This is a genomic window from Kosakonia sp. CFBP8986, from assembly GCF_034044935.1.
GTDB lineage: Bacteria > Pseudomonadota > Gammaproteobacteria > Enterobacterales > Enterobacteriaceae > Kosakonia > Kosakonia cowanii.
Genome location: NZ_JAXCXB010000007.1, coordinates 97437 through 115427, shown reverse-complemented (window position 1 = coordinate 115427; position 17991 = coordinate 97437). Strand labels below are relative to the sequence as shown.

The 17991-nt window shown below is 55.6% G+C and carries 17 protein-coding genes, 1 tRNA gene and 1 pseudogene; 10 read left to right on the top strand and 9 right to left on the bottom strand.

The window, feature by feature from the left end:
- Positions 1–87 precede the first annotated feature (87 nt).
- Both yicI and SOM48_RS17005 read right to left on the bottom strand, forming a co-directional pair.
- Positions 88–2406, bottom strand: a complete 2319-nt coding sequence (yicI, locus tag SOM48_RS17010) for an alpha-xylosidase (RefSeq protein ID WP_320512601.1) — start codon at positions 2404–2406, stop codon at positions 88–90.
- Positions 2407–2416: 10 nt separating this feature from the next.
- Positions 2417–3808 (bottom strand): glycoside-pentoside-hexuronide family transporter, encoded by a 1392-nt coding sequence (locus tag SOM48_RS17005; RefSeq protein ID WP_320512600.1) that lies wholly within the window; start codon positions 3806–3808, stop codon positions 2417–2419.
- A 286-nt stretch (positions 3809–4094) separates the two neighbouring features.
- Here SOM48_RS17005 and SOM48_RS17000 point away from each other — a divergent pair.
- The 5 genes and pseudogenes from SOM48_RS17000 (at position 4095) to SOM48_RS16980 (ending at position 8382) form a co-directional block, all read left to right on the top strand.
- Positions 4095–4189, top strand: a tRNA-Sec gene (locus SOM48_RS17000).
- A 151-nt stretch (positions 4190–4340) separates the two neighbouring features.
- Positions 4341–4492 (top strand): annotated as a pseudogene (locus SOM48_RS16995) (hydroxyacid dehydrogenase); the annotation flags it as partial.
- Positions 4493–4771: 279 nt separating this feature from the next.
- Positions 4772–5362 (top strand): hypothetical protein, encoded by a 591-nt coding sequence (locus SOM48_RS16990; RefSeq protein ID WP_320512599.1) that lies wholly within the window; start codon positions 4772–4774, stop codon positions 5360–5362.
- A gap of 251 nt (positions 5363–5613) precedes the next feature.
- On the top strand, positions 5614–7107 hold the full coding sequence (locus SOM48_RS16985; RefSeq protein ID WP_320512598.1) for an aspartate aminotransferase family protein: 1494 nt from the start codon (positions 5614–5616) through the stop codon (positions 7105–7107).
- Positions 7108–7323: 216 nt separating this feature from the next.
- Positions 7324–8382 (top strand): AbrB family transcriptional regulator, encoded by a 1059-nt coding sequence (locus tag SOM48_RS16980; RefSeq protein ID WP_042715033.1) that lies wholly within the window; start codon positions 7324–7326, stop codon positions 8380–8382.
- A 172-nt stretch (positions 8383–8554) separates the two neighbouring features.
- Here SOM48_RS16980 and vapB read toward each other — a convergent pair whose 3' ends face one another.
- From vapB to SOM48_RS16965, 3 genes are all read right to left on the bottom strand, one after another.
- Complete coding sequence (vapB, locus tag SOM48_RS16975) at positions 8555–8776, bottom strand: type II toxin-antitoxin system VapB family antitoxin (protein WP_128481857.1); 222 nt, start codon at positions 8774–8776, stop codon at positions 8555–8557.
- 106 nt (positions 8777–8882) lie between these two features.
- Entirely contained in the window at positions 8883–9776 is an 894-nt protein-coding gene (locus SOM48_RS16970) for a dihydrodipicolinate synthase family protein (protein ID WP_320512597.1), read from the bottom strand.
- 13 nt (positions 9777–9789) lie between these two features.
- A complete protein-coding gene (locus SOM48_RS16965; protein WP_076769312.1) occupies positions 9790–10479 on the bottom strand; it encodes a B3/B4 domain-containing protein in 690 nt (229 codons plus the stop codon).
- Between the two features lie 45 nt (positions 10480–10524).
- Here SOM48_RS16965 and SOM48_RS16960 point away from each other — a divergent pair, with 45 nt between their 5' ends.
- Positions 10525–11127 carry a helix-turn-helix domain-containing protein gene (locus tag SOM48_RS16960; protein WP_139966567.1) on the top strand — a complete coding sequence of 201 codons (603 nt, stop codon included), beginning with the start codon at positions 10525–10527 and terminating at the stop codon, positions 11125–11127.
- Positions 11128–11234: 107 nt separating this feature from the next.
- Positions 11235–12407 carry a multidrug effflux MFS transporter gene (locus SOM48_RS16955; RefSeq protein WP_320512596.1) on the top strand — a complete coding sequence of 391 codons (1173 nt, stop codon included), beginning with the start codon at positions 11235–11237 and terminating at the stop codon, positions 12405–12407.
- A gap of 80 nt (positions 12408–12487) precedes the next feature.
- Here the strand turns inward: SOM48_RS16955 and SOM48_RS16950 are convergent, their stop codons facing one another.
- The 3 genes from SOM48_RS16950 to SOM48_RS16940 all read right to left on the bottom strand — a co-directional run bounded on the left by SOM48_RS16950 (position 12488) and on the right by SOM48_RS16940 (position 14958).
- Entirely contained in the window at positions 12488–12898 is a 411-nt protein-coding gene (locus SOM48_RS16950) for a lysozyme inhibitor LprI family protein (RefSeq protein ID WP_320512595.1), read from the bottom strand.
- Between the two features lie 109 nt (positions 12899–13007).
- Complete coding sequence (locus SOM48_RS16945) at positions 13008–13961, bottom strand: aldo/keto reductase (protein WP_320512594.1); 954 nt, start codon at positions 13959–13961, stop codon at positions 13008–13010.
- Between the two features lie 61 nt (positions 13962–14022).
- Entirely contained in the window at positions 14023–14958 is a 936-nt protein-coding gene (locus SOM48_RS16940) for a LysR family transcriptional regulator (protein ID WP_320512647.1), read from the bottom strand.
- 194 nt (positions 14959–15152) lie between these two features.
- On the opposite strand from SOM48_RS16940, the gene nfsB reads away from it, so the two are divergent.
- The 3 genes from nfsB (at position 15153) to SOM48_RS16925 (ending at position 16671) form a co-directional block, all read left to right on the top strand.
- On the top strand, positions 15153–15806 hold the full coding sequence (gene nfsB / locus SOM48_RS16935; protein ID WP_054802733.1) for an oxygen-insensitive NAD(P)H nitroreductase: 654 nt from the start codon (positions 15153–15155) through the stop codon (positions 15804–15806).
- 157 nt (positions 15807–15963) lie between these two features.
- Entirely contained in the window at positions 15964–16269 is a 306-nt protein-coding gene (locus SOM48_RS16930) for a type II toxin-antitoxin system MqsR family toxin (RefSeq protein ID WP_076769309.1), read from the top strand.
- On the top strand, positions 16270–16671 hold the full coding sequence (locus tag SOM48_RS16925; protein WP_094422700.1) for a type II TA system antitoxin MqsA family protein: 402 nt from the start codon (positions 16270–16272) through the stop codon (positions 16669–16671).
- A 57-nt stretch (positions 16672–16728) separates the two neighbouring features.
- Here the strand turns inward: SOM48_RS16925 and SOM48_RS16920 are convergent, their stop codons facing one another.
- Positions 16729–17922, bottom strand: a complete 1194-nt coding sequence (locus SOM48_RS16920) for a zinc-dependent alcohol dehydrogenase (RefSeq protein ID WP_042715056.1) — start codon at positions 17920–17922, stop codon at positions 16729–16731.
- Positions 17923–17991: the final 69 nt, after the last annotated feature.

The window sequence follows — 17991 nt, the reverse complement described above, 5'->3', positions numbered from 1 at the left end:
CCGGATGGCGCTACGCTTATCCGGCCTACGTTTGACCTTCGCTTTTTGCAGGCCCGGTAAGCGTTAGCGCCACCGGGCAATCTGCGTTTAGAGGGTGATATAAACTTCAGCACCCTGCGGGGTAATGACCAAACCGGTTTCACTCTTGCTCGCCGTCGCCCCCTGCAGATGGGTTATCTGCATAATATTGCGCAGGCATAGCGTCCAGTTTTTGCCTTCGCCATCAGCCCGCACGGTAATCACAGCGCCTTCACGTTTGGCTGATAAACGGAAAACGCTCTCGCCGCGGCTATCCGGCACCTCACACACGGCTTCGCGCCCATCGTCGAGTTGAAAGAGCTGGAACGCGGTGCCCTGATGCCATGCGTAATCGGGTCGCCGATCGTTATCGCCCAGCGCCAGCAGCGTATTGTCGCGAACGTAGACCGGCAGGCTCATAAAGCCATGCTGCTGTTTGTGCCAACGGCTGCCGTCGAGGAGGTCGTTATGCCACAGGTGCGTCCAGCGCCCTTCCGGCAGGTAAAACTGCACCTCACCCGCTTCACTGAACACCGGCGCGACCAGCAGAACGTCGCCGAGCATATACTGGCGGTCAAGGTAATCGCAGGCCGGATCGTCCGGGAAAGCCAGCATCATTGCGCGCATCATCGGTACACCCGATTCGTTTGCAGCTACCGCCTGCCGGTAGAGATAGGGCATCAGGCGGCATTTCAGCTGCGTAAAAAAGCGCACCACATCGCAGGACTCGTCATCGTAAGCCCACGGCACCCGATAGGATTTGCTGCCATGCAGGCGGCTGTGGCTGGAGAGTAAGCCGAACGCACACCAGCGCTTATAGACATGCGCAGGCGCGGTATTCTCGAAGCCACCGATATCATGGCTCCAGAAACCAAAGCCGGAAAGACCAATGGATAACCCGCCGCGCAGGCTTTCCGCCATCGATTCATAGGTGGCATAACAGTCGCCGCCCCAGTGCACCGGAAACTGTTGCGCGCCGACGGAGGCCGAGCGGGCAAACAGCACCGCCTCTTGTTCACCCACCTTACCTTTCAGCACGTTCCACACCAGCTCGTTGTAAATATAGGCGTAGTGGTTATGCATTTTTTGCGGGCAGGCGCCGTTGTGCCATACCACATCCGTTGGGATGCGCTCGCCGAAATCGGTTTTAAAACAGTCGACGCCCATGGCCACCAGCGTGTTGAGCTTATCGGCATACCACTGGCAGGCTTGCGGGTTGGTGAAGTCATAAATCGCCAGCCCCGGCTGCCATTTATCCCACTGCCATATCGTGCCATCCGCGCGTTTCAGCAGATAGCCCTTCTCTTTCAGTTCGCGGAACAGCGGGGATTTTTGTCCGATGTAGGGATTTATCCAGACGCAGATTTTTAGCCCACGCTCCTTCAGGCGTTTGATCATCCCCGCCGGATCCGGGAAGGTCACCGGGTCCCACTCAAAATCGCACCACTGGAAGGCTTTCATCCAGAAGCAGTCGAAGTGAAAAACATGCAGCGGCAGCTGGCGCTCAGCCATGCCGTCGATAAAGCTGTTTACGGTCGCTTCGTCGTAGTTGGTGGTAAAAGAGGTGGTGAGCCACAGGCCGAACGACCACGCCGGTGGTAGCGCAGGGCGGCCGGTGAAGCGGGTATATCGGTTTAGCACCGCTTGCGGTGTCGGGCCGTCAATGACGAAGTACTCAAGCGACTCCCCCTCAACGCTGAACTGCACTTTGGAGACTTTCTCCGAACCGATTTCGAACTCCACCGCCTGCGGATGATTGACCAGCACGCCGTAGCCCCGGTTGGTGAGATAGAAGGGAATGTTTTTATAGGCTTGTTCGGTGCTGGTCCCGCCATCACGGTTCCAGGTTTCCACAGATTGCCCGTTCCGCACCAGCGCAGTGAAGCGCTCGCCCAGGCCATAAACCGTTTCACCGACGCCCAGATCCAGCCGTTCGAAAACGTAATTGCGCCCGCTGTTACCATCCTGCACGTAGCCGCTGTTTTTAAGCTGGCTGCCGGTAATGCGCTCGCCGTTGCGCAGAAAATCAATGGCCCACGCTTCGCCTTTCGTCACCCGAACGGCCAGTGCGCCGCTGCGTAGCTCGGCATACGTCTGTGTGTTATCTATCGCGACCGCCACATCTTGCGCAATGTTGAGCGGGAAATGCGGACCTTTCTCTGTGCCGCCCTCAAAGTGCGCGATACGCACCCCGATAATGCCCTCCTGCGGCGAGAAGAAGCGCAGCGTAAAGAGCGGCGTATCCAGTTGCCAGGTGCGCTCGCGCACGTCGCGCGGGGCGGCATACACCACCATCTCACTCCCCTGCTGGTCAACATCAAATACCTGAATCGGATTGATTAATGTCAGGCCGGGCTGGATAAGCCAGTTGCCATCACTGATCTTCATACGTTGCTCCTTACAGTAACTCTTCCCGGGGTGAGATATTGCCGAAGCGCTTCTGGCTACGGTGTTCGCCGCGCGCCAGCTGCGCCACAATCGACTTCAGCAGGGGGGTTTTCAGGGTGTAGTAGCGTCTGGCGATAAGGGCGCTGAGCAGATAGCAGGCAGCCGGCACCAGTGTGAATAGCGAGACGATGATGGTGAGCGTCATACTGTTTTGCCGCGGTGCGGCGGCTTCATAGCCACTGCCCGCCAGCGCCCAGCCAATCAGTGCGCCGCCAAGGGCGAGGCCGAGTTTCAGCACAAACAGCGTGCCCGCAAAGCTGATGCCGGTCAGGCGCTTGCCGTTGCACCATTCGCCGTAATCAACGGTATCAGACATCATCACCCACTGGATCGGGGTGACCAGCTGGTGCAACACGCCGATAACAAAGATAAAGGCGAACATGGTGAAGCTGGCCTGAATGGGGATAAAGAACATGGCGATGCTGAGCAGGGTGAGCGCGGCGTTGGTCCACCAGAAGATGGTGACTTTGCACTTCCAGTCGGTGAGCGGTTTCGCCAGCGCGCTGCCAATCAGGTTGCCGACGCAGTAGGTTGTGAGGAAAGCAGTAAATATGGCGGCATCGCCCATGATCCACGTGACGTAATACATCATCGCGCCGCCGCGCACGCACACCGCAAGAATGTTCAGGATGGTCAGCATACCCACAATGCGCCACTGATCGTTTTGCCAGATATCGCGCAGATCTTCGCGCATGGAGGTGGTCGCTGGTGGTGCCTGGATGCGCTCTTTGGTGGTGAAAAAACAGAATGCCAGCATCATAAATGCGATTACCGAGAGCACGGCGATCCCACCCTGAAAACCGACGATCTTATCCTCTGCGCCAATCAGTGTTACCAGCGGCATCATCAGTACCGTGGAGAGCATGCCGCCTGCGGTAGCCAGCACGAAGCGCCAGGATTGCAGAGAGATGCGCTGTTGCGGATCGTTGGTGATGACCCCGCCCAGCGCGCAGTAAGGAATATTCACGACGGTATAAAGCAGGGTGAGTAACGTATAGGTGACGGCGGCATAGAGCATCTTGCCGTTAAGGCTGAGATCCGGCGTGCTGTAAGCGAGCACGCAGACGATACCGAAAGGGAGCGCGCCAAAGATGATCCATGGCCGAAATTTGCCCCAGCGGCTGCGCGTACGGTCGGCGAGCAGCCCCATGCAGGGGTCGGAAACGGCGTCCAGTGCGCGCGCCAGCAGGAACATGGTGCCGACAAACCCGGCGGGAATGCCGAAGATATCGGTATAGAAGAACATCATGTAGAGCATGACGTTATCAAAGATGATGTGGCTGGCGGCATCGCCCATCCCGTAGCCAATCTTTTCTTTTACAGAAATAGCCTGACTGTCCATTTTTGTTTCCTTAACGCAGCAAAACCATGCCGATTGCGGTGTTAAGGGTTTTAATCGATCGCTTTACGGGCGGAAATTGCGATTTCTGGTTATTAAATTACGTTTATTCTTTTCTGTGATCGCGATTCCTTAACGTATGAAAAAAGCTAACCAATGGAAAAGATAGAGATTTATCTTAAACGGTCGTAGAAAGGGAAAGCAGAATGTGAAAAATTACGGTGAGGGATGTGGTAAATCACTGAAAGTAGGTATAATGCGCCCCGCCTCCATGTAGCAATGCAGGCGCGGAAGATCGTCATCTCCGGTGAGGTGGCTGGACTTCAAATCCAGTTGGGGCCGCCAGCGGTCCCGGGCAGGTTCGACTCCTGTGATCTTCCGCCAAAATTAAGCTTCTGTTTGGCACATCTCTAAACATCACTTCTTATTTCCACCATGCTTTTTACAGCCTGAGCGCGTATTAAATTAACTAAGCGTCACGCTTGTTTTATTTGTCTTCGGCGTTGTTCGCTAATCTTTCCAGTTCTTTTCTTCCTTTGATGAAGATCAGGCTCGCCGTCGTAAGCAAATTTTCCTCCGGACTGGCAAAAGAAGCTGGATCAATTTCTGCGATTTAATTATCGTGAGGATTTACGCGACGCAGGCAGGATAGGTAAAAATAGCGAATCAAAAGCGCTAGCTGAATATTTCCGTTCACCGAACCACAGCACCATTTAAAATAACCAGGAAGTAAAAAATCGATAAACGCATCACTAAACTCCACTTAATTTTACCCTCTAAATAAAACAACAACTCCTCAATAATTATTCACCCCAATAGCAACATGCAGTCGGCAATTTATTTTCGGATGTTTCGTCACCCTCGCATTTATTAATCATGATATCTTTTTGCGCCATACCACCTCCTGAAATTAATAAGACGCATTAATAAAGCATTTATATCAATCCAACCAACCGAGGGAAAATAATGAATGTAAGGGATGCTACCTTTTCTGATATCGAGCTGATATGCGACCTGCTGGCCGAGGCATTTTATGACGATGTGCTTATTGAATCAGCCTTTCCGGCGCCGGAAAGACGACGTGAGGCATTGCGCAGCTTCTTCAGGATCTATGCCGAAGTCGCGCTACGCAAAGGCGGCGTTATTATTGATGAAAATAATGTCGGCGCGCTAATGTATTTTCATTATGACTCAGAAAATATTACCGATGAGATCCTGTTCAAGCAGTTACGGGATGAATATAGCGCCGATTACGCCACCATGGCCTATTTAATGCACAAGCTGAGCGCTTATCATCCAACAACTCCACACTTCTATATTTTCGTGCTCGCTATTCCTGGCCAGGATCGCGGCATGGACGTTATCAACGCATTGATGTACCGGTTAATCCATTTGCAGGATCAAGCAGGCGTTCCTTGTTATGCCGAATGTACGGCTGCGCGTGTGCAACGTCTTGCCAGGCGACTTGGCTTCAAACCCGCAGATTTCAAACTCTGCGTCGACGGTTTCCCTGAGCTTTACCCTATTTTAAGAGAACCGCAAAAAGCGCTCATTTAATACCACTCCACGCGCAAAGGATTGTGATGAATACTATTAATAAAGATCAAAACAGAAGAGCAAAGAAATATCAGGAAGTAGCAAGCTCACTATTCCCTTCAGCCTTTTCTGATAACCATGATGCTCTCTCTGAAAACATGACGCGTATTTCAGAACATGTAAACAGATTGCGTCCGAAAAATAATGGCCCGGCGTGGTTAGGTAATAGCGGCGAGCTTGACGTTGATTATCAAAGCGTCAGGGTTGCTGAAATGGCCAATAATTTACGCCAGTGCGAGGATGTTATTAACGAGACGGCAGCACTTTTTCACGGTATGCCGAACTGGGGCCATCCCTTAGCGATGTGCAATACCATTCCGCAGGGCAATACGGCTTCAGTTATTGCAGGCATGATCGCGCAGGTATTCTCCCCCAATATTGTGTCGGGGGAGTACTCCTGGAACGTTCAACGCGCCGAACTGGAAAGCGCCGGGATGTTAGCAAACCTGATTGGCTGGGATGCGCCGCGCGCCGGCGGGCTCTACACCTACGGCGGCTCTGGCTGCTGGACCTATCATATGAAATATGCCCTGTCGCGCGTGCTGCCTGGCTCCAGACGCGAAGGCGTTCGCACTAATGCGAAAGTCCTCTGTTCCCAGCAGGCGCACTTCACCATGCTCAACAGCACAGACTGGACCGGTCTCGGGACGGATAACATTATCTGCATCAAAACCGATCCGAAGACCAACGCCATGGATCTAAAAGATCTGGAAGCGGTGTTGATTGCGCTGCGGATGCAAAATATCCCGGTTGCGTCAGTGGTCTGTACGATGGGGACAACCGATGCCAACGCCTTCGATCCGGTGGCGGACGTGCGCCGCTTACTGGATCGCTATCGCAACGCCCCGCCATATGGCAAGGCGCTGCTCTACTGCGATGCTGTGACCAGCTGGTCATGGCTGGCCTTCCAGAAATATGACTTTGCCGCTAACCCGCTGCAGTTCACCGAAGCGCTACTGCCAATGATGAAGAGCAATGCCCGCGAACTGGAGAAGATGAAATACGCGGATGCCATTGGCATTGATTTCCATAAAGCGGGCTTTTCACCCTACACCAGCAGCTTCTTTGCATATCGTGATGCTGGTGAGTTTGAAGCGCTGTTGCAGCGCCCTGGCTCGGCTTATTTGCAGTCCCGCACGGATTACAACCCTTATCACTACACGCTTGAAGTCTCGCGCGCGGCAACCGGCGCAGTCGCGGGCTGGGCAACGATGAAATACTTTGGCTATGAGGGCTTCCAGGCGTGCCTGGGCTCGATCCTGGAAAATCATCTGGTGATGCGTAATCTGCTGCAAGCAAAGCAATCTACGGTATGCGTCAATCCGCAGGATAATGGCATGGTCACCCTGCTGCGCATCTATCCGCAGGGAGTGAATGCGCAGCAGCAGTATCAACGTGAGCTGACCGACCCCGCGTATAAACCGCAGCTGTCGGCACATAATCAGTTAACGCTAGCAATTGGCAATAAACTCTATGAATGGTTCCGCGCAGGTAAGCAGATCAACGGGATGCATACGCCCTATATGAGCTTTACCACCGGTTTCTGCGTCACAGAGTACAACCGCGATGCGGCCGATCCGGAGGCCAAAGTGTTCGCCCTGAAAATCTACATTATGAATATGCACCTGACGCCGGAGCTGATGAAGCACGTGCTGGATTGCATTATGGCGGCACGGGACGAGGTCGTTGGGCAGGAATTCCAGTAATAAAAGATCTCTTTATTTTGTCGCAGTAGTAATGCAGGGTGTAAATAATGTTTGATTTACACCCTTTTTATCTAAAAAGAGTCTCAGGTTTGCAGTCCACAGAGAGAGCGCTTACATTCCAATAATCTGATTTGCTCTTCAATTTATTGATTGCGGGAAGCGTATGTCATCTAGCCTATTTATTCATATTGCGGCGACACAAAAGGATTGCCGTTAATGACCACGTTAACGCCCATATGGCGTAACTGGTTGCAGCTTATTACGCTCTCATTATTGTTGGTGGTGGTAATGGAGTGGCTCCATCTTCCCGCCGCCCTGCTGCTTGGCCCGATGTTCGCGGGCATTTTTCTCGCCATCAACGGCCGCCCGGTCACCATTAATAAACAGGGGTTTAGCGCCGCGCAGGCGGTCGTTGGCGCGATGATTGCGCACGCCATTCCGCCGTCGGTGTTTGGTCGTATCGCCGCCGACTGGCCGCTGTTTGTGGTCTGTATTTTCTCCGTAATTTTCGCCAGCGCCATTCTCGGCTGGATAATGGCGAAACTGCAGGTTTTTCCCGGCTCGACCGCCATCTGGGGTTCATCGCCGGGCGCGGCGGCGGCGATGACAATCATGGCGGAGAGTTTTGGCGCCGATGTGCGCCTGGTGGCCTTTATGCAGTATCTGCGGGTGATGGTGGTGGCGCTGGTCGCGGTGCTGGTCACCCGCCTCGGCATGGGGGCAGAGAGCGCCGAGCATGCGGTGGCAACCTTTACGCTGTTCGCCCCGCTGCGCGCGTGGCCGTTTATCGCAACGTTAATGCTGATTGCCGTTGGTTTTCTGATTGCCCGACGCGTGAAAATGCCCTCCGGGCCGTTACTGATTACGCTCGCGCTGGGGATTATCGTCGAGGATAGCGGCCTAATGACGCTTGAGCTGCCACCGTGGCTGCTGGCGCTCTCTTACGCGCTTATCGGCTGGAGTATTGGCCTGCGCTTTACGCGCGAGATTGTGCGCTACGCCGCCCGCGCCCTGCCCCGCGTGCTGCTGTCGGTATTGACGCTGGTGACGATCTGCTGCGGTTTCGCCTTCCTGCTGGTGAAATTTGCCGGCATCGATCCGCTTACTGCCTATCTCGCCACCAGCCCCGGCGGGGCCGATACGGTGGCAATTATCGCCTCATCGAGCCATGTTGATATCGCCTTTGTGATGGCGATGCAGACCGGGCGCTTTATTGTGGTGCTGATTACCGGCCCGGCGATCTCACGGTTTGTGGCGAAGCGGCTGGGAAAATAATTCGCTAGTGTGTTGTCCAGTCCTGCAATCTTAAGCCCGGGATACGCATAAATTCATGGGTGTTGTTAGTTTACGCATCTGCACATGATGCCCATTGAAAGCCTGGCGGAGGATTTCTGGCTTATTTTATAAGTCGAAAATTCGGAAGTTTGTATCAAGCATGATTTGAGCATCAAAACGCTTCTCTGTCCTGTTCGCCCGGCTGTTCCCGTGAAGGCATAAAATCTGGTGATGCGCTTTCACCGTCAAACCAGCTGTCCAACGCCGGCATGATGATGCGCGAATTATCTACGGAAATGATATCGACCTGTTTCACGTCCCCTGGCAGCGTCACCGCTTTGGGCGCGTGCATGGTCAGACGACGATTACTTTTGAAGACCGCTGTTTTTACCATTTACTGTTCCAGTGCTGAAATTTAATGCTTCGACAGTACGTACCAGCTATGGGGTTTACAAAGCTATTTTTGCCGGATAAGGCGCAGCCGCCATCCGGCATCCCTCTCACGCGGTTAATCGCAGCTGCTCAATAACCTGGGCAACCTCGCGTCGTGCGTCGCCTTGCAGCGTCTGTAAAGGCGCGGGTAAACACGGTGCTTTCACCACGCCGAGCAGCTCTGCGGCAGTGGCGATAACGCGCAGGCTGCCGCCGTAACGCTTAAACAGATCCCATAGCGGCTGGAGCGCGGCGGTATGCTGGCACGCCTGTACGATATCGCCCGCCATCGCCGCACGGGAAATAGCCAGTGCCGCCTGCGGGAAAAGCCCACCGAACACCGAATACCAGATGCTACACCCGGCATTCAGCGCTTCAACCGCCGTGCCGTCGCCGCTGATGCCGAGGCGGATCTCCGCCGGGATTTGCGCGCGCAGCGCACTCACCCGCTCCGGGGCAAGCTCCGCGGCAAGTGGCGGGATTTTGATCGAGCCAATATTCGGCAACTGGGCGATACGGGCAAATAGCTCGTCGCTGAAGTTAAAGTGCGTGGCGTTAGGGTTGTTATAGATACAGAGCGGCACCGACAGTTCGCGGGTGATGGTGGCAAACAGATCAAAGACTTCATCTTCCGTTAACGGATGATAGGAGACCGGGGCCAGCAGCACGGCGCTGACGCCCGCTTTCTGCGCATCCTCCGCTAGCCAGAGCACATCGCGCGTACGCAGCGCGCCAATCCCGGCGATCACCGGCACCGCGCCGGAATACTCCGTTGCCAGACGCAGGACGCTCGCGCGCTCGCTGCGGCTAAAGTAGGGATAACATCCCGTAGAGCCGAGCGCGCCGATGGAGTCGACGCCAGCAGCGCGCAGTTTTTCAATAATGGTGATATAGGCCGCCTCATCCAGGCGGTCATCGAGAAGCGGCGTCAGCGCAAAAGCGCTTAATCCTGTGAAGTCCATTCTTGTTCCCTCATTACGCAAACCCAATCAGGCTTTTTTCAGTGTGGCAACCCGGCATCATACGACCTAACCCGGCGATCAGTTCGTCGCCTGCCTCACATAATGCATCGAGCGGCATCGCCGGCAGACTCTCAAGGATAAACCACATCTGGCTGTCTGCCGCACTCAGCCGGGTACGCACACCCTGACGCCAGTTCCAGCGTCGGCAGGTTACGCCCTGCGCATCGCGCCAGATAACCTCCCCTGGCTCCGGTGATTCCAGCGCCGGTTCACCCTCTTTCAGGGTATCGAACGGCTCGCTGCCGTCGGCCAGCGTCAGGCAGGGCGCGCCAACATACGCGGCGATATTTTCGCCGCCGACCGGCACAGCGTAGCGCAAACTGATGGCGTTATAGAGATCGACTACCGGGTCAATGGCGGGTAGTACACCGTCTCGCAATACGCGTTTTCGTAAAGCCTGGGCGGAACAGGGCGTGCGTTTGGGTTTCGCGCCAAACTGTTTAAACACTTCATCCCAGGCCGCCAGGTGCGCATCCGCCCACGCAGGCTCGCCCGCCGCGACACATGCACAAGCGTGGATTAACGCCTCTTCGCCCACCTGCGGGTGGATCAGCGGCGCGGCCTGCAACGAGATGCTGATAGCGCGAAAGCCGGGCGCCAGCGCGGCAAGACGCGCATCGATTGACGGCTGAACGGAAAGCATTGGATAATCCTTTTTAGTGACCATTTTATTGCACAGTATCGACCGATGACCAAAAAAGTCAATAAATCGACCGACTCCGGCGCGGATATCCAGCGCGTCAGTGAAGCGGTTGCTACGCGAATCAAAGCGTTTCGTAAGCAGCAAAAACTCTCGCTGGATGAGCTCTCCCGCCGGGCGGGCGTCAGTAAAGGTATGTTGGTCGAGATTGAAAAATGTCTCGCCAACCCGAGCATCGCGCTGCTGTGCAAAATTGCGGCGGCGATGGGCGTCTCGGTGGCCGACATTGTTGATGTCGCCAGTAAACCGCTGGCGCACCTGATTGCCAAAGAGGATATTCCGCTGCTCTGGCGCGGCGAGAAAGGCGGCAGCGCGCGCCTGCTGGCGGGCACCAGCGGCCCGGATATGCTTGAGCTGTGGCGCTGGGAGATCTTTCCCGGTGAGCGTTTTACTTCACCTGGCCATCCGGTCGGCACCGTCGAGCTGCTGCACGTTGAGCGCGGTACGCTGACGTTAGAAGTCGCGCAAACGTCGCTGGTTATTGCCGAAGGGTGCTCTGCCGTGGCGCAAACCGATGTGCCGCACTACTACGCCAACGATGGCGACCTCCCCGTGGTCTTTACCATGACGGTCAGTGAACGCCACGCCTGAGCCCGCGTTAACGCCATGATGATTTAATGGCGTTATGCTTTGTGTCGCCCTGCTTAAGTTAACGCGCCGCGTTGTCGGCACCCTCTTCGTGACTTAATCAGGATCTTATGCAAACCAAGCTACACGGGCCGCTGTTTCTCGCGATCCTCAGCGCGCTGATGGCCTTCACCTCCCTGTCGACGGATATCTATCTGCCCGCGATGCCGCTAATGGCGCGCGAGCTGCAGGGCGATGTCGAACTGACCATCACTGGCTTTTTGATGGGCTTCGCGCTGGCGCAGCTGGTGTGGGGGCCGGTGAGCGATGCGATTGGTCGCCGCAAGCCGCTGTTTATCGGTATGGTGCTGTTTATCATCGGCTCGGCGGGGTGCGCGTTATCAACGGAGATCCATCAGATGGTGTTCTGGCGCGTGTTTCAGGCATTTGGTGCCTGTACCGGGCCGATGCTGGCGCGAGCGATGATCCGCGACCTCTTTGTGCGCACCCGCGCGGCGCAGATGCTCTCTACCCTGACCATTATTATGGCGATCGCCCCGATTATCGGGCCGCTGGCGGGCGGGCAGATTATCAAGTTCACCACCTGGCATGCGGCTTTCTGGATCCTGGTGGTGATTGGCGGGCTGATGTTTGTCTCCCTCTTCGCGCTGCCGGAAACCCTGCCCGCCGAGAAGCGCATTCATGCATCGCTGGCGGGCGTATTTCGCAACTACTTCACGCTGCTGCGCAACCGCGCATTTATGCGTTACACGCTGTGCGTCACCTTTTTCTATGTCTCCGCGTACGCCTTCGTCACCGGCTCGCCGTTCGTTTATATCGGCTATTACGACGTCGCGCCGCAGCATTTTGGCTGGCTGTTTGCGCTCAATATTGTTGGTCTGATGGGGATGAGTGCCGTTAACCGACGGCTGGTGCAGCACCATCCGCTCGATAAGCTGCTGAAGATTGCCGTCACGCTGGCCGCCCTCGCGGGCATAGTGCTGGCGCTGCTGGTGAAGCTGCAATTCGGTGGTCTGGTTGCGGTGCTGATTACGGTGTTTGTCTTCTTTTCGATGAACGGCATTATCGCCGCCGCCTCGACCGCCGCCGCGCTGGATACCGTCCCGGCCTTTGCCGGCTCGGCCTCGGCGCTGATTGGCTCCCTGCAATATGGCAGCGGCATTATCTCTTCCCTGCTGCTGGCGGGATTTCGCGACGGCACGCCGTGGACGATGGCGTGGATCATGGCGCTGTTCGCCGTCGCCAGCGCCGCGATGGCCTGGCGGGTCGGCTCCCAGCAATGAAGGGCGATGCCGGATGGCGGCTTGCGCCTTATCCGGCCTACGGGGTTTGTGGGTCAGAAAAGCATCGCGGTATGGCGGTTTTAAAGCCGGATTTTATTAATCTGATCGATACGCAACGTATTCATATTGAGAACGCAACCTAACATAGCTTCACCAAATGCATGGGTGCCCATCGCTTGCGTACTCACCAGTTCGCAGTAATTGTTTCTGTACTGAAGCCACTCTTTCTGATTCTGCTTATAGGTTGCCAGCATGCGATCTTTCTGCTCCTGAGAGCCTCGCCACCAGCGCGTGTAGTCAAAAGAGGCGATCTCTTTCAGCTTCGCTTCATAAGCCTTATTCAGCGCAGCCTCAGAGGTATCGTTTACATCCTCTAAACACTCATCATCGTTTTCGCCATATTGTTCGATGCAGTGGGAAATGCTTTTTTGCGCGGAATAAGCGTGATGGCTAAACAGAAGGAGCAGGGAAACCAGGGCGTAAGCTTTCATAATCTTTATTTCAGCCAACAGTGAAGGTGGCGCGATTATAAAGCCTTATTTTATGAAGTGGAGAAGTTCGTAGGCCCGGTAAGCAGCGCGCCACCGGGCATTTAGTGGTTTACGCGCCGGCTTTATTTAGTGCGGCGATCTCGTCGGTAGAGAGGTTCAGCGCCACCGCGGTAGCGAAGCTCTCGACGTGTGCTGTTTTGGTTGCGCTGGCAATCGGCGCGGTGACGCCCGGTTGGTTAATAAGCCAGGCGAGCGCTACTTCGGCGGGTTTCACATTATGATTCGCCGCCACCTTGTCGAGCGCGTCGAGAATGGCGAACCCGCGTAGATTCAGGTATTTGGCGATGCCCTGCCCGCGCTGGCTCTGGCTAAGATCGCTTTCGCTGCGATATTTGCCTGACAGGAAACCGGAAGCGAGGCTGTAATAGGTCACCACGCCAATATTTTCCCGCACCGTTAAATCCTGCAACGCGCCTTCGAAGCTCTCGCGATCGTAGAGGTTATATTCCGGTTGCAGTACCTGGTAGCGCGGCAGCCCTTTCTCGTCCGCTACTTTCAGCGATTCTGCCAACTGTTGGGCGTCGAGGTTGGACGCGCCAATCGCGCGGATTTTCCCCGCTTTCAGCAGCTTTTCATAAGCGCCTAACGTTTCATCGTAGGGTGTTTCGCTATCCGGCCAGTGGGAGAAGTAGAGGTCGATATAGTCCGTTTGCAGGCGACGGAGCGAGTCATCAACCGCCTGCTCAATCCAGCGTGCCGAAAGCCCTTTTTTGCCGGGTTCGCCCATATCGGCGCCCACTTTAGTAAATAGGGTGATCTTGTCGCGATGACCAGGGTGCGCCGCCAGCCACTTACCAATAATGGTTTCCGATTCGCCACCCTTGTTGCCCGGCGCCCATGCAGAGTAAACGTCTGCGGTATCGATCGCCGTAAAGCCCTTTTCCAGTAACGCGTCCAGCAAACTGAAGCTCTGCTGCTCATCGACGGTCCAGCCGAATACGTTGCCGCCAAAAACTAATGCCGGGATCTGTAACCCCGTGGTGCCTAATGAACGTAATGCCATCGCCACTTCCTCCTGTGAAGGTCAAACTTTAAGCCTGGCGCGTAATGGCGATCGCTTTTGGTTATCCGTGCGGTTTTTCCGCTGCCAGGCTGCGCAGCTGTGCGGTAATGGGTCTTAACGCTTCCCGCAAAACCGCGTGCAGATGGCGAATCGCCGGGGAGAACTGTTTGCGGTGCGGGCAGATAAGGTTAAGCGGCGCGGCCTCGCCGGGATGCTGCGGCAGCAACATCTCCAGCCGCCCGGCCAGTACATCGGCGCTAACATCGATCCACGATTTATAGACAATACCCATCCCTTCTACCGCCCAGCGGCGGGCGACATCCGCGTCGTCGCATAACATCCGGCTTTTGACGATCAGCTGCCGACGCAGGCCATTTTCCGGAAAGCTCCATTTGTCATACACCTGGTTGTTCATGGTGAAGAGCAGACAGTGATGGTTAACCACCTCATCGAGGGTTTGCGGCCTGCCGTGCTGCGCCAGATAAGCGGGCGAGGCGGCAAGCACCCGGCGGTTATCTTCGGCAATCGGCAGCGCCACATAGCTGCTGTTATCCAGCACGCCGTAGCGGATAGCGACATCCACCGGATCGCGAAACACATCGCTAAGCTGATCGGAAAGGGAGAGGCGCAGAGAGACCTTCGGATACTGGGCACAAAAACGGGTGATGAGCGGCAGCAGCACGTTACGCCCCAGATCGGATGGCACCGCCATGCGCAGCTCGCCCTGCGGTTCGTTATCGCCGCTGTGCAGGCTCTCTGATCCGGCGCGCACCACCTCCAGCATCTCCTGGGCGAAGGGGAGGTACTTTTCGCCTTCGGCGGTTAAGCGCAGGCTGCGAGTCGAGCGCACGAACAGGCGCTTATCGAGATCGCGCTCCAGACGGTGCACCGCTGCGCTGACCTGGCCGGGAAGCAGCCCGGCTTCGCGCGCGGCGTTAGAAAAACTGCCCAGCAGCGCCGAGCGAACAAACAGCGTGACATCTTCCAGCCGAATCATCATCTCTCCGAACAGCAAATAACAAGCGCTTCTGTTGTGCCAGAAAAGCGGGCGCAGGCAAACCGCATTTTCACTTTGCGAGTGAAAGTGTTGCCGTTTTTCACCAATTTATCTTCGCTGGCGTTGCGTTTATCCTCGGCGACTCTACGGGACGGTGCGCCCCGCATTATTTGAATGTTCGCCAGGAGAGAAAAATGACCCTTGATGAAGCCGTGATTTCCCGCCATACCGTCAAAGCCTTCGACCCCGCTCAGCGCGTGCCGCAGGAGAAGATCGACACCCTGCTCAACGTGCTGCACAACAGCCCCTCTTCCGTTAACTCGCAGCCGTGGCACTTTGTTGTCGCTTCAAGCGAGGAGGGACGCGCGGCGATGGCGAAATCCGCCACCAGCAACTTCATCTATAACAAACCGAAAATTGCCGATGCCTCGCACGTGATTGCGCTCTGCATGCGCAGCGATCTCGATGAAGCCCACCTGCAAAAGGTGCTTGCGCAGGAAGAGAAGGATGGCCGCTTTGTGGCTGACGGCGCGAAAGCGGGTCAGGATAAGGGCCGCCGCTCCTATGTCGATCTGCACCGCTATGAGCAGCGCGATCTGCCGCAGTGGATGGAGAAACAGGTCTATCTGGCGCTCGGCGGCCTGCTGCTCAGCGCAGCGATGCTCGGCATCGACGCCACGCCGATGGAGGGATTTGACGCGCGTGAGCTCGACCTGGCGCTGGGCCTGCGCGAGAAAGGGCTGACCAGCGTCGTGCTGGTATCGCTCGGCGTGCGCAGCGAGCAGGATTTTAATGCCGCGCTGCCTAAATCTCGCCTGCCGCGCGACGAGATCTTCACCTTTATCTAAAAATGGAAGCCCGGTTCACCGGGCTTCTTATTTGTTGCATTCTCTTGCAGGCCAACCAGTCCATCACCCGCATTTCCCTACTTTCCCGCTTTGACCAGGACATTGCATGCGGTAGCTTTTTACCCTATTTGCATAATTTAGCTTTTAGGTTAAAACTATGGAGAAAGGAACTCCCCACGTCCGCTTACATATCGTCAAGCGGATGGTGCTTGAGGGAAAGGTCAGAACCACGGCCAGCGCTGTCGCGGGAGCGATTGAATTAGGCTTTAATCCACCGCCATTTGACGAGATGTGCGCAGTAATTCAGGCGCTCACTTCAGAAGATTTTTTTAAAAGCATGACGGCATATGTCGATCATACGGTGTGGCACGATGTTTACCGGCCAGTCTGGAAGAGGCAAAAACTTTATCTAAAGTTAATCGTCTCTGACGATGTACTGATCGTGTCATTTAAGGAGAGATAAATGAAATGCCCTGTTTGCGGCGCTGCGGGACTTAAATATGACACCCGCAACATTGAATACCGTTACAAAGGGAAAGTGACTACGCTCACTGCGATCACAGGCGATTACTGCGACGCATGTGGAGAGATCATTTTTGACCGTCTGAACGGTGAACTTTACTCAAAACAGGTTGCGGCTTTTGTCCGCAAAGTTAACGCAGAAGAGGTTGATCCGCAGTTTATTGCCACTATCCGAAAGCGGTTTAATCTCGATCAGCGCCAGGCGGCAGAGATGTTTGGCGGTGGCGCAAACGCCTTTAGCCGGTACGAAACCGGACGTGTTGCACCGCCAAGACCTTTAGTTTTGCTCTTTAAGGCGCTGGACAAGCATCCAGAGCTTTTCGAGGAGCTAAAACATGCCTGAAAGCCCGGTTCACCGGGCTTTTTACTTGTCTGCCCGGCGAACCGGGCATAAACGGGATTAGATCGTCGCTTTTGCGGCGTTGAGCCCCGGAACAAGGATCACTTTGCGGCAATCTTCTGCATGCTTATCGAAGATCTCATAGCCGCGGGCGGCCTCTTCGAGCGGCATATGGTGCGTGACAATCTCTTCCGGTTTGAGATGGCCGGACTCAATCAGCGGCAGCAGGTCTGGCAGGAACGAGTGCACGTGAGTCTGCCCCATTTTGAAGGTCAGCCCTTTATCGAAGGCGTCGCCAAACATAAAGGCGTGGATAAACCCGGCGTAGACGCCCGGTACGCTGACAATCCCACCGCGCCGCACGGCGGCAATCGCCTGGCGCAATACTTTGCCGCTGCTGCCCTCGATTTTCAGGGTGCTGAGCACCGTTTCGGTGGTGCTGCCTTTGGCTTCAAAGCCCACGGCATCAATCACCGCATCAACACCACGATGGCCCGGCGTGTTTTCAATAATCCACGCCGCCGGATCGTCATTCTTATCAAAGTTGATAGGAATAACGCCGTAGCGGTCGCGGGCGAAGGCGAGCCGGTAGTCGCTGTCATCGATCATGAAAATCTGTTCAGCTCCTTCCAGACGGGCGCACGCCGCCGACAGCAGCCCTACCGGGCCTGCGCCATAAATCGCCACGCTTGAACCCTGTTTAATTTCGGCGTTTTTTACCGCCTGCCAGGCCGTGGGCAGAATATCGGAGAGGAAAAGCACCTTCTCGTCCGAGAGCGTATCCGGCACTTTAAATGGCCCGGTATTGGCCTTCGGCACGCGGACATACTCCGCCTGGCCGCCGGGAATACCGCCATAGAGATCGCTGTAGCCAAACAGCGCCGCCGGCGGAGTAATGCCTTTTCGGTTTAGCGCCGCACCTTTGCCTTCGTTCGTTTCCGAACAGGCGGAGTATTGATGGAGCTTACAGAAAAAACATTCGCCGCAGGCGATAACAAACGGGATCACCACCCGGTCGCCCTTGCTAACCGCATGCACGCCAGCCCCGGTCTCGACCACTTCGCCCATAAACTCATGGCCGAAGATGTCACCGTGATGCGTACCGGGGATTTTGCCGTGATAAAGGTGCAGATCCGAGCCGCAAATCGCCGTCGCGGTCACGCGAAGGATAATATCATCCGCCGCCTGGATAATCGGATCGGGATGGTTATCAACGCTGACTTTATGTGACCCGTGATAAGTAAGTGCTCTCATGTACCGTGTTCCCCATGATTTCAGACAGGACTGATAAGCATAGAACAGCCTGGGGAAGCACGGCGAAGC

Coding starts and splice junctions, on each gene's coding strand:
- yicI (WP_320512601.1), bottom strand. CDS start 2,406: ATGAAGATCAGTGATGGCAACTGGCTTATCCAGCCCGGCCTGACATTA.
- SOM48_RS17005 (WP_320512600.1), bottom strand. CDS start 3,808: ATGGACAGTCAGGCTATTTCTGTAAAAGAAAAGATTGGCTACGGGATG.
- SOM48_RS16990 (WP_320512599.1), top strand. CDS start 4,772: ATGAATGTAAGGGATGCTACCTTTTCTGATATCGAGCTGATATGCGAC.
- SOM48_RS16985 (WP_320512598.1), top strand. CDS start 5,614: ATGGCCAATAATTTACGCCAGTGCGAGGATGTTATTAACGAGACGGCA.
- SOM48_RS16980 (WP_042715033.1), top strand. CDS start 7,324: ATGACCACGTTAACGCCCATATGGCGTAACTGGTTGCAGCTTATTACG.
- vapB (WP_128481857.1), bottom strand. CDS start 8,776: ATGGTAAAAACAGCGGTCTTCAAAAGTAATCGTCGTCTGACCATGCAC.
- SOM48_RS16970 (WP_320512597.1), bottom strand. CDS start 9,776: ATGGACTTCACAGGATTAAGCGCTTTTGCGCTGACGCCGCTTCTCGAT.
- SOM48_RS16965 (WP_076769312.1), bottom strand. CDS start 10,479: ATGCTTTCCGTTCAGCCGTCAATCGATGCGCGTCTTGCCGCGCTGGCG.
- SOM48_RS16960 (WP_139966567.1), top strand. CDS start 10,525: ATGACCAAAAAAGTCAATAAATCGACCGACTCCGGCGCGGATATCCAG.
- SOM48_RS16955 (WP_320512596.1), top strand. CDS start 11,235: ATGCAAACCAAGCTACACGGGCCGCTGTTTCTCGCGATCCTCAGCGCG.
- SOM48_RS16950 (WP_320512595.1), bottom strand. CDS start 12,898: ATGAAAGCTTACGCCCTGGTTTCCCTGCTCCTTCTGTTTAGCCATCAC.
- SOM48_RS16945 (WP_320512594.1), bottom strand. CDS start 13,961: ATGGCATTACGTTCATTAGGCACCACGGGGTTACAGATCCCGGCATTA.
- SOM48_RS16940 (WP_320512647.1), bottom strand. CDS start 14,958: ATGATTCGGCTGGAAGATGTCACGCTGTTTGTTCGCTCGGCGCTGCTG.
- nfsB (WP_054802733.1), top strand. CDS start 15,153: ATGACCCTTGATGAAGCCGTGATTTCCCGCCATACCGTCAAAGCCTTC.
- SOM48_RS16930 (WP_076769309.1), top strand. CDS start 15,964: ATGGAGAAAGGAACTCCCCACGTCCGCTTACATATCGTCAAGCGGATG.
- SOM48_RS16925 (WP_094422700.1), top strand. CDS start 16,270: ATGAAATGCCCTGTTTGCGGCGCTGCGGGACTTAAATATGACACCCGC.
- SOM48_RS16920 (WP_042715056.1), bottom strand. CDS start 17,922: ATGAGAGCACTTACTTATCACGGGTCACATAAAGTCAGCGTTGATAAC.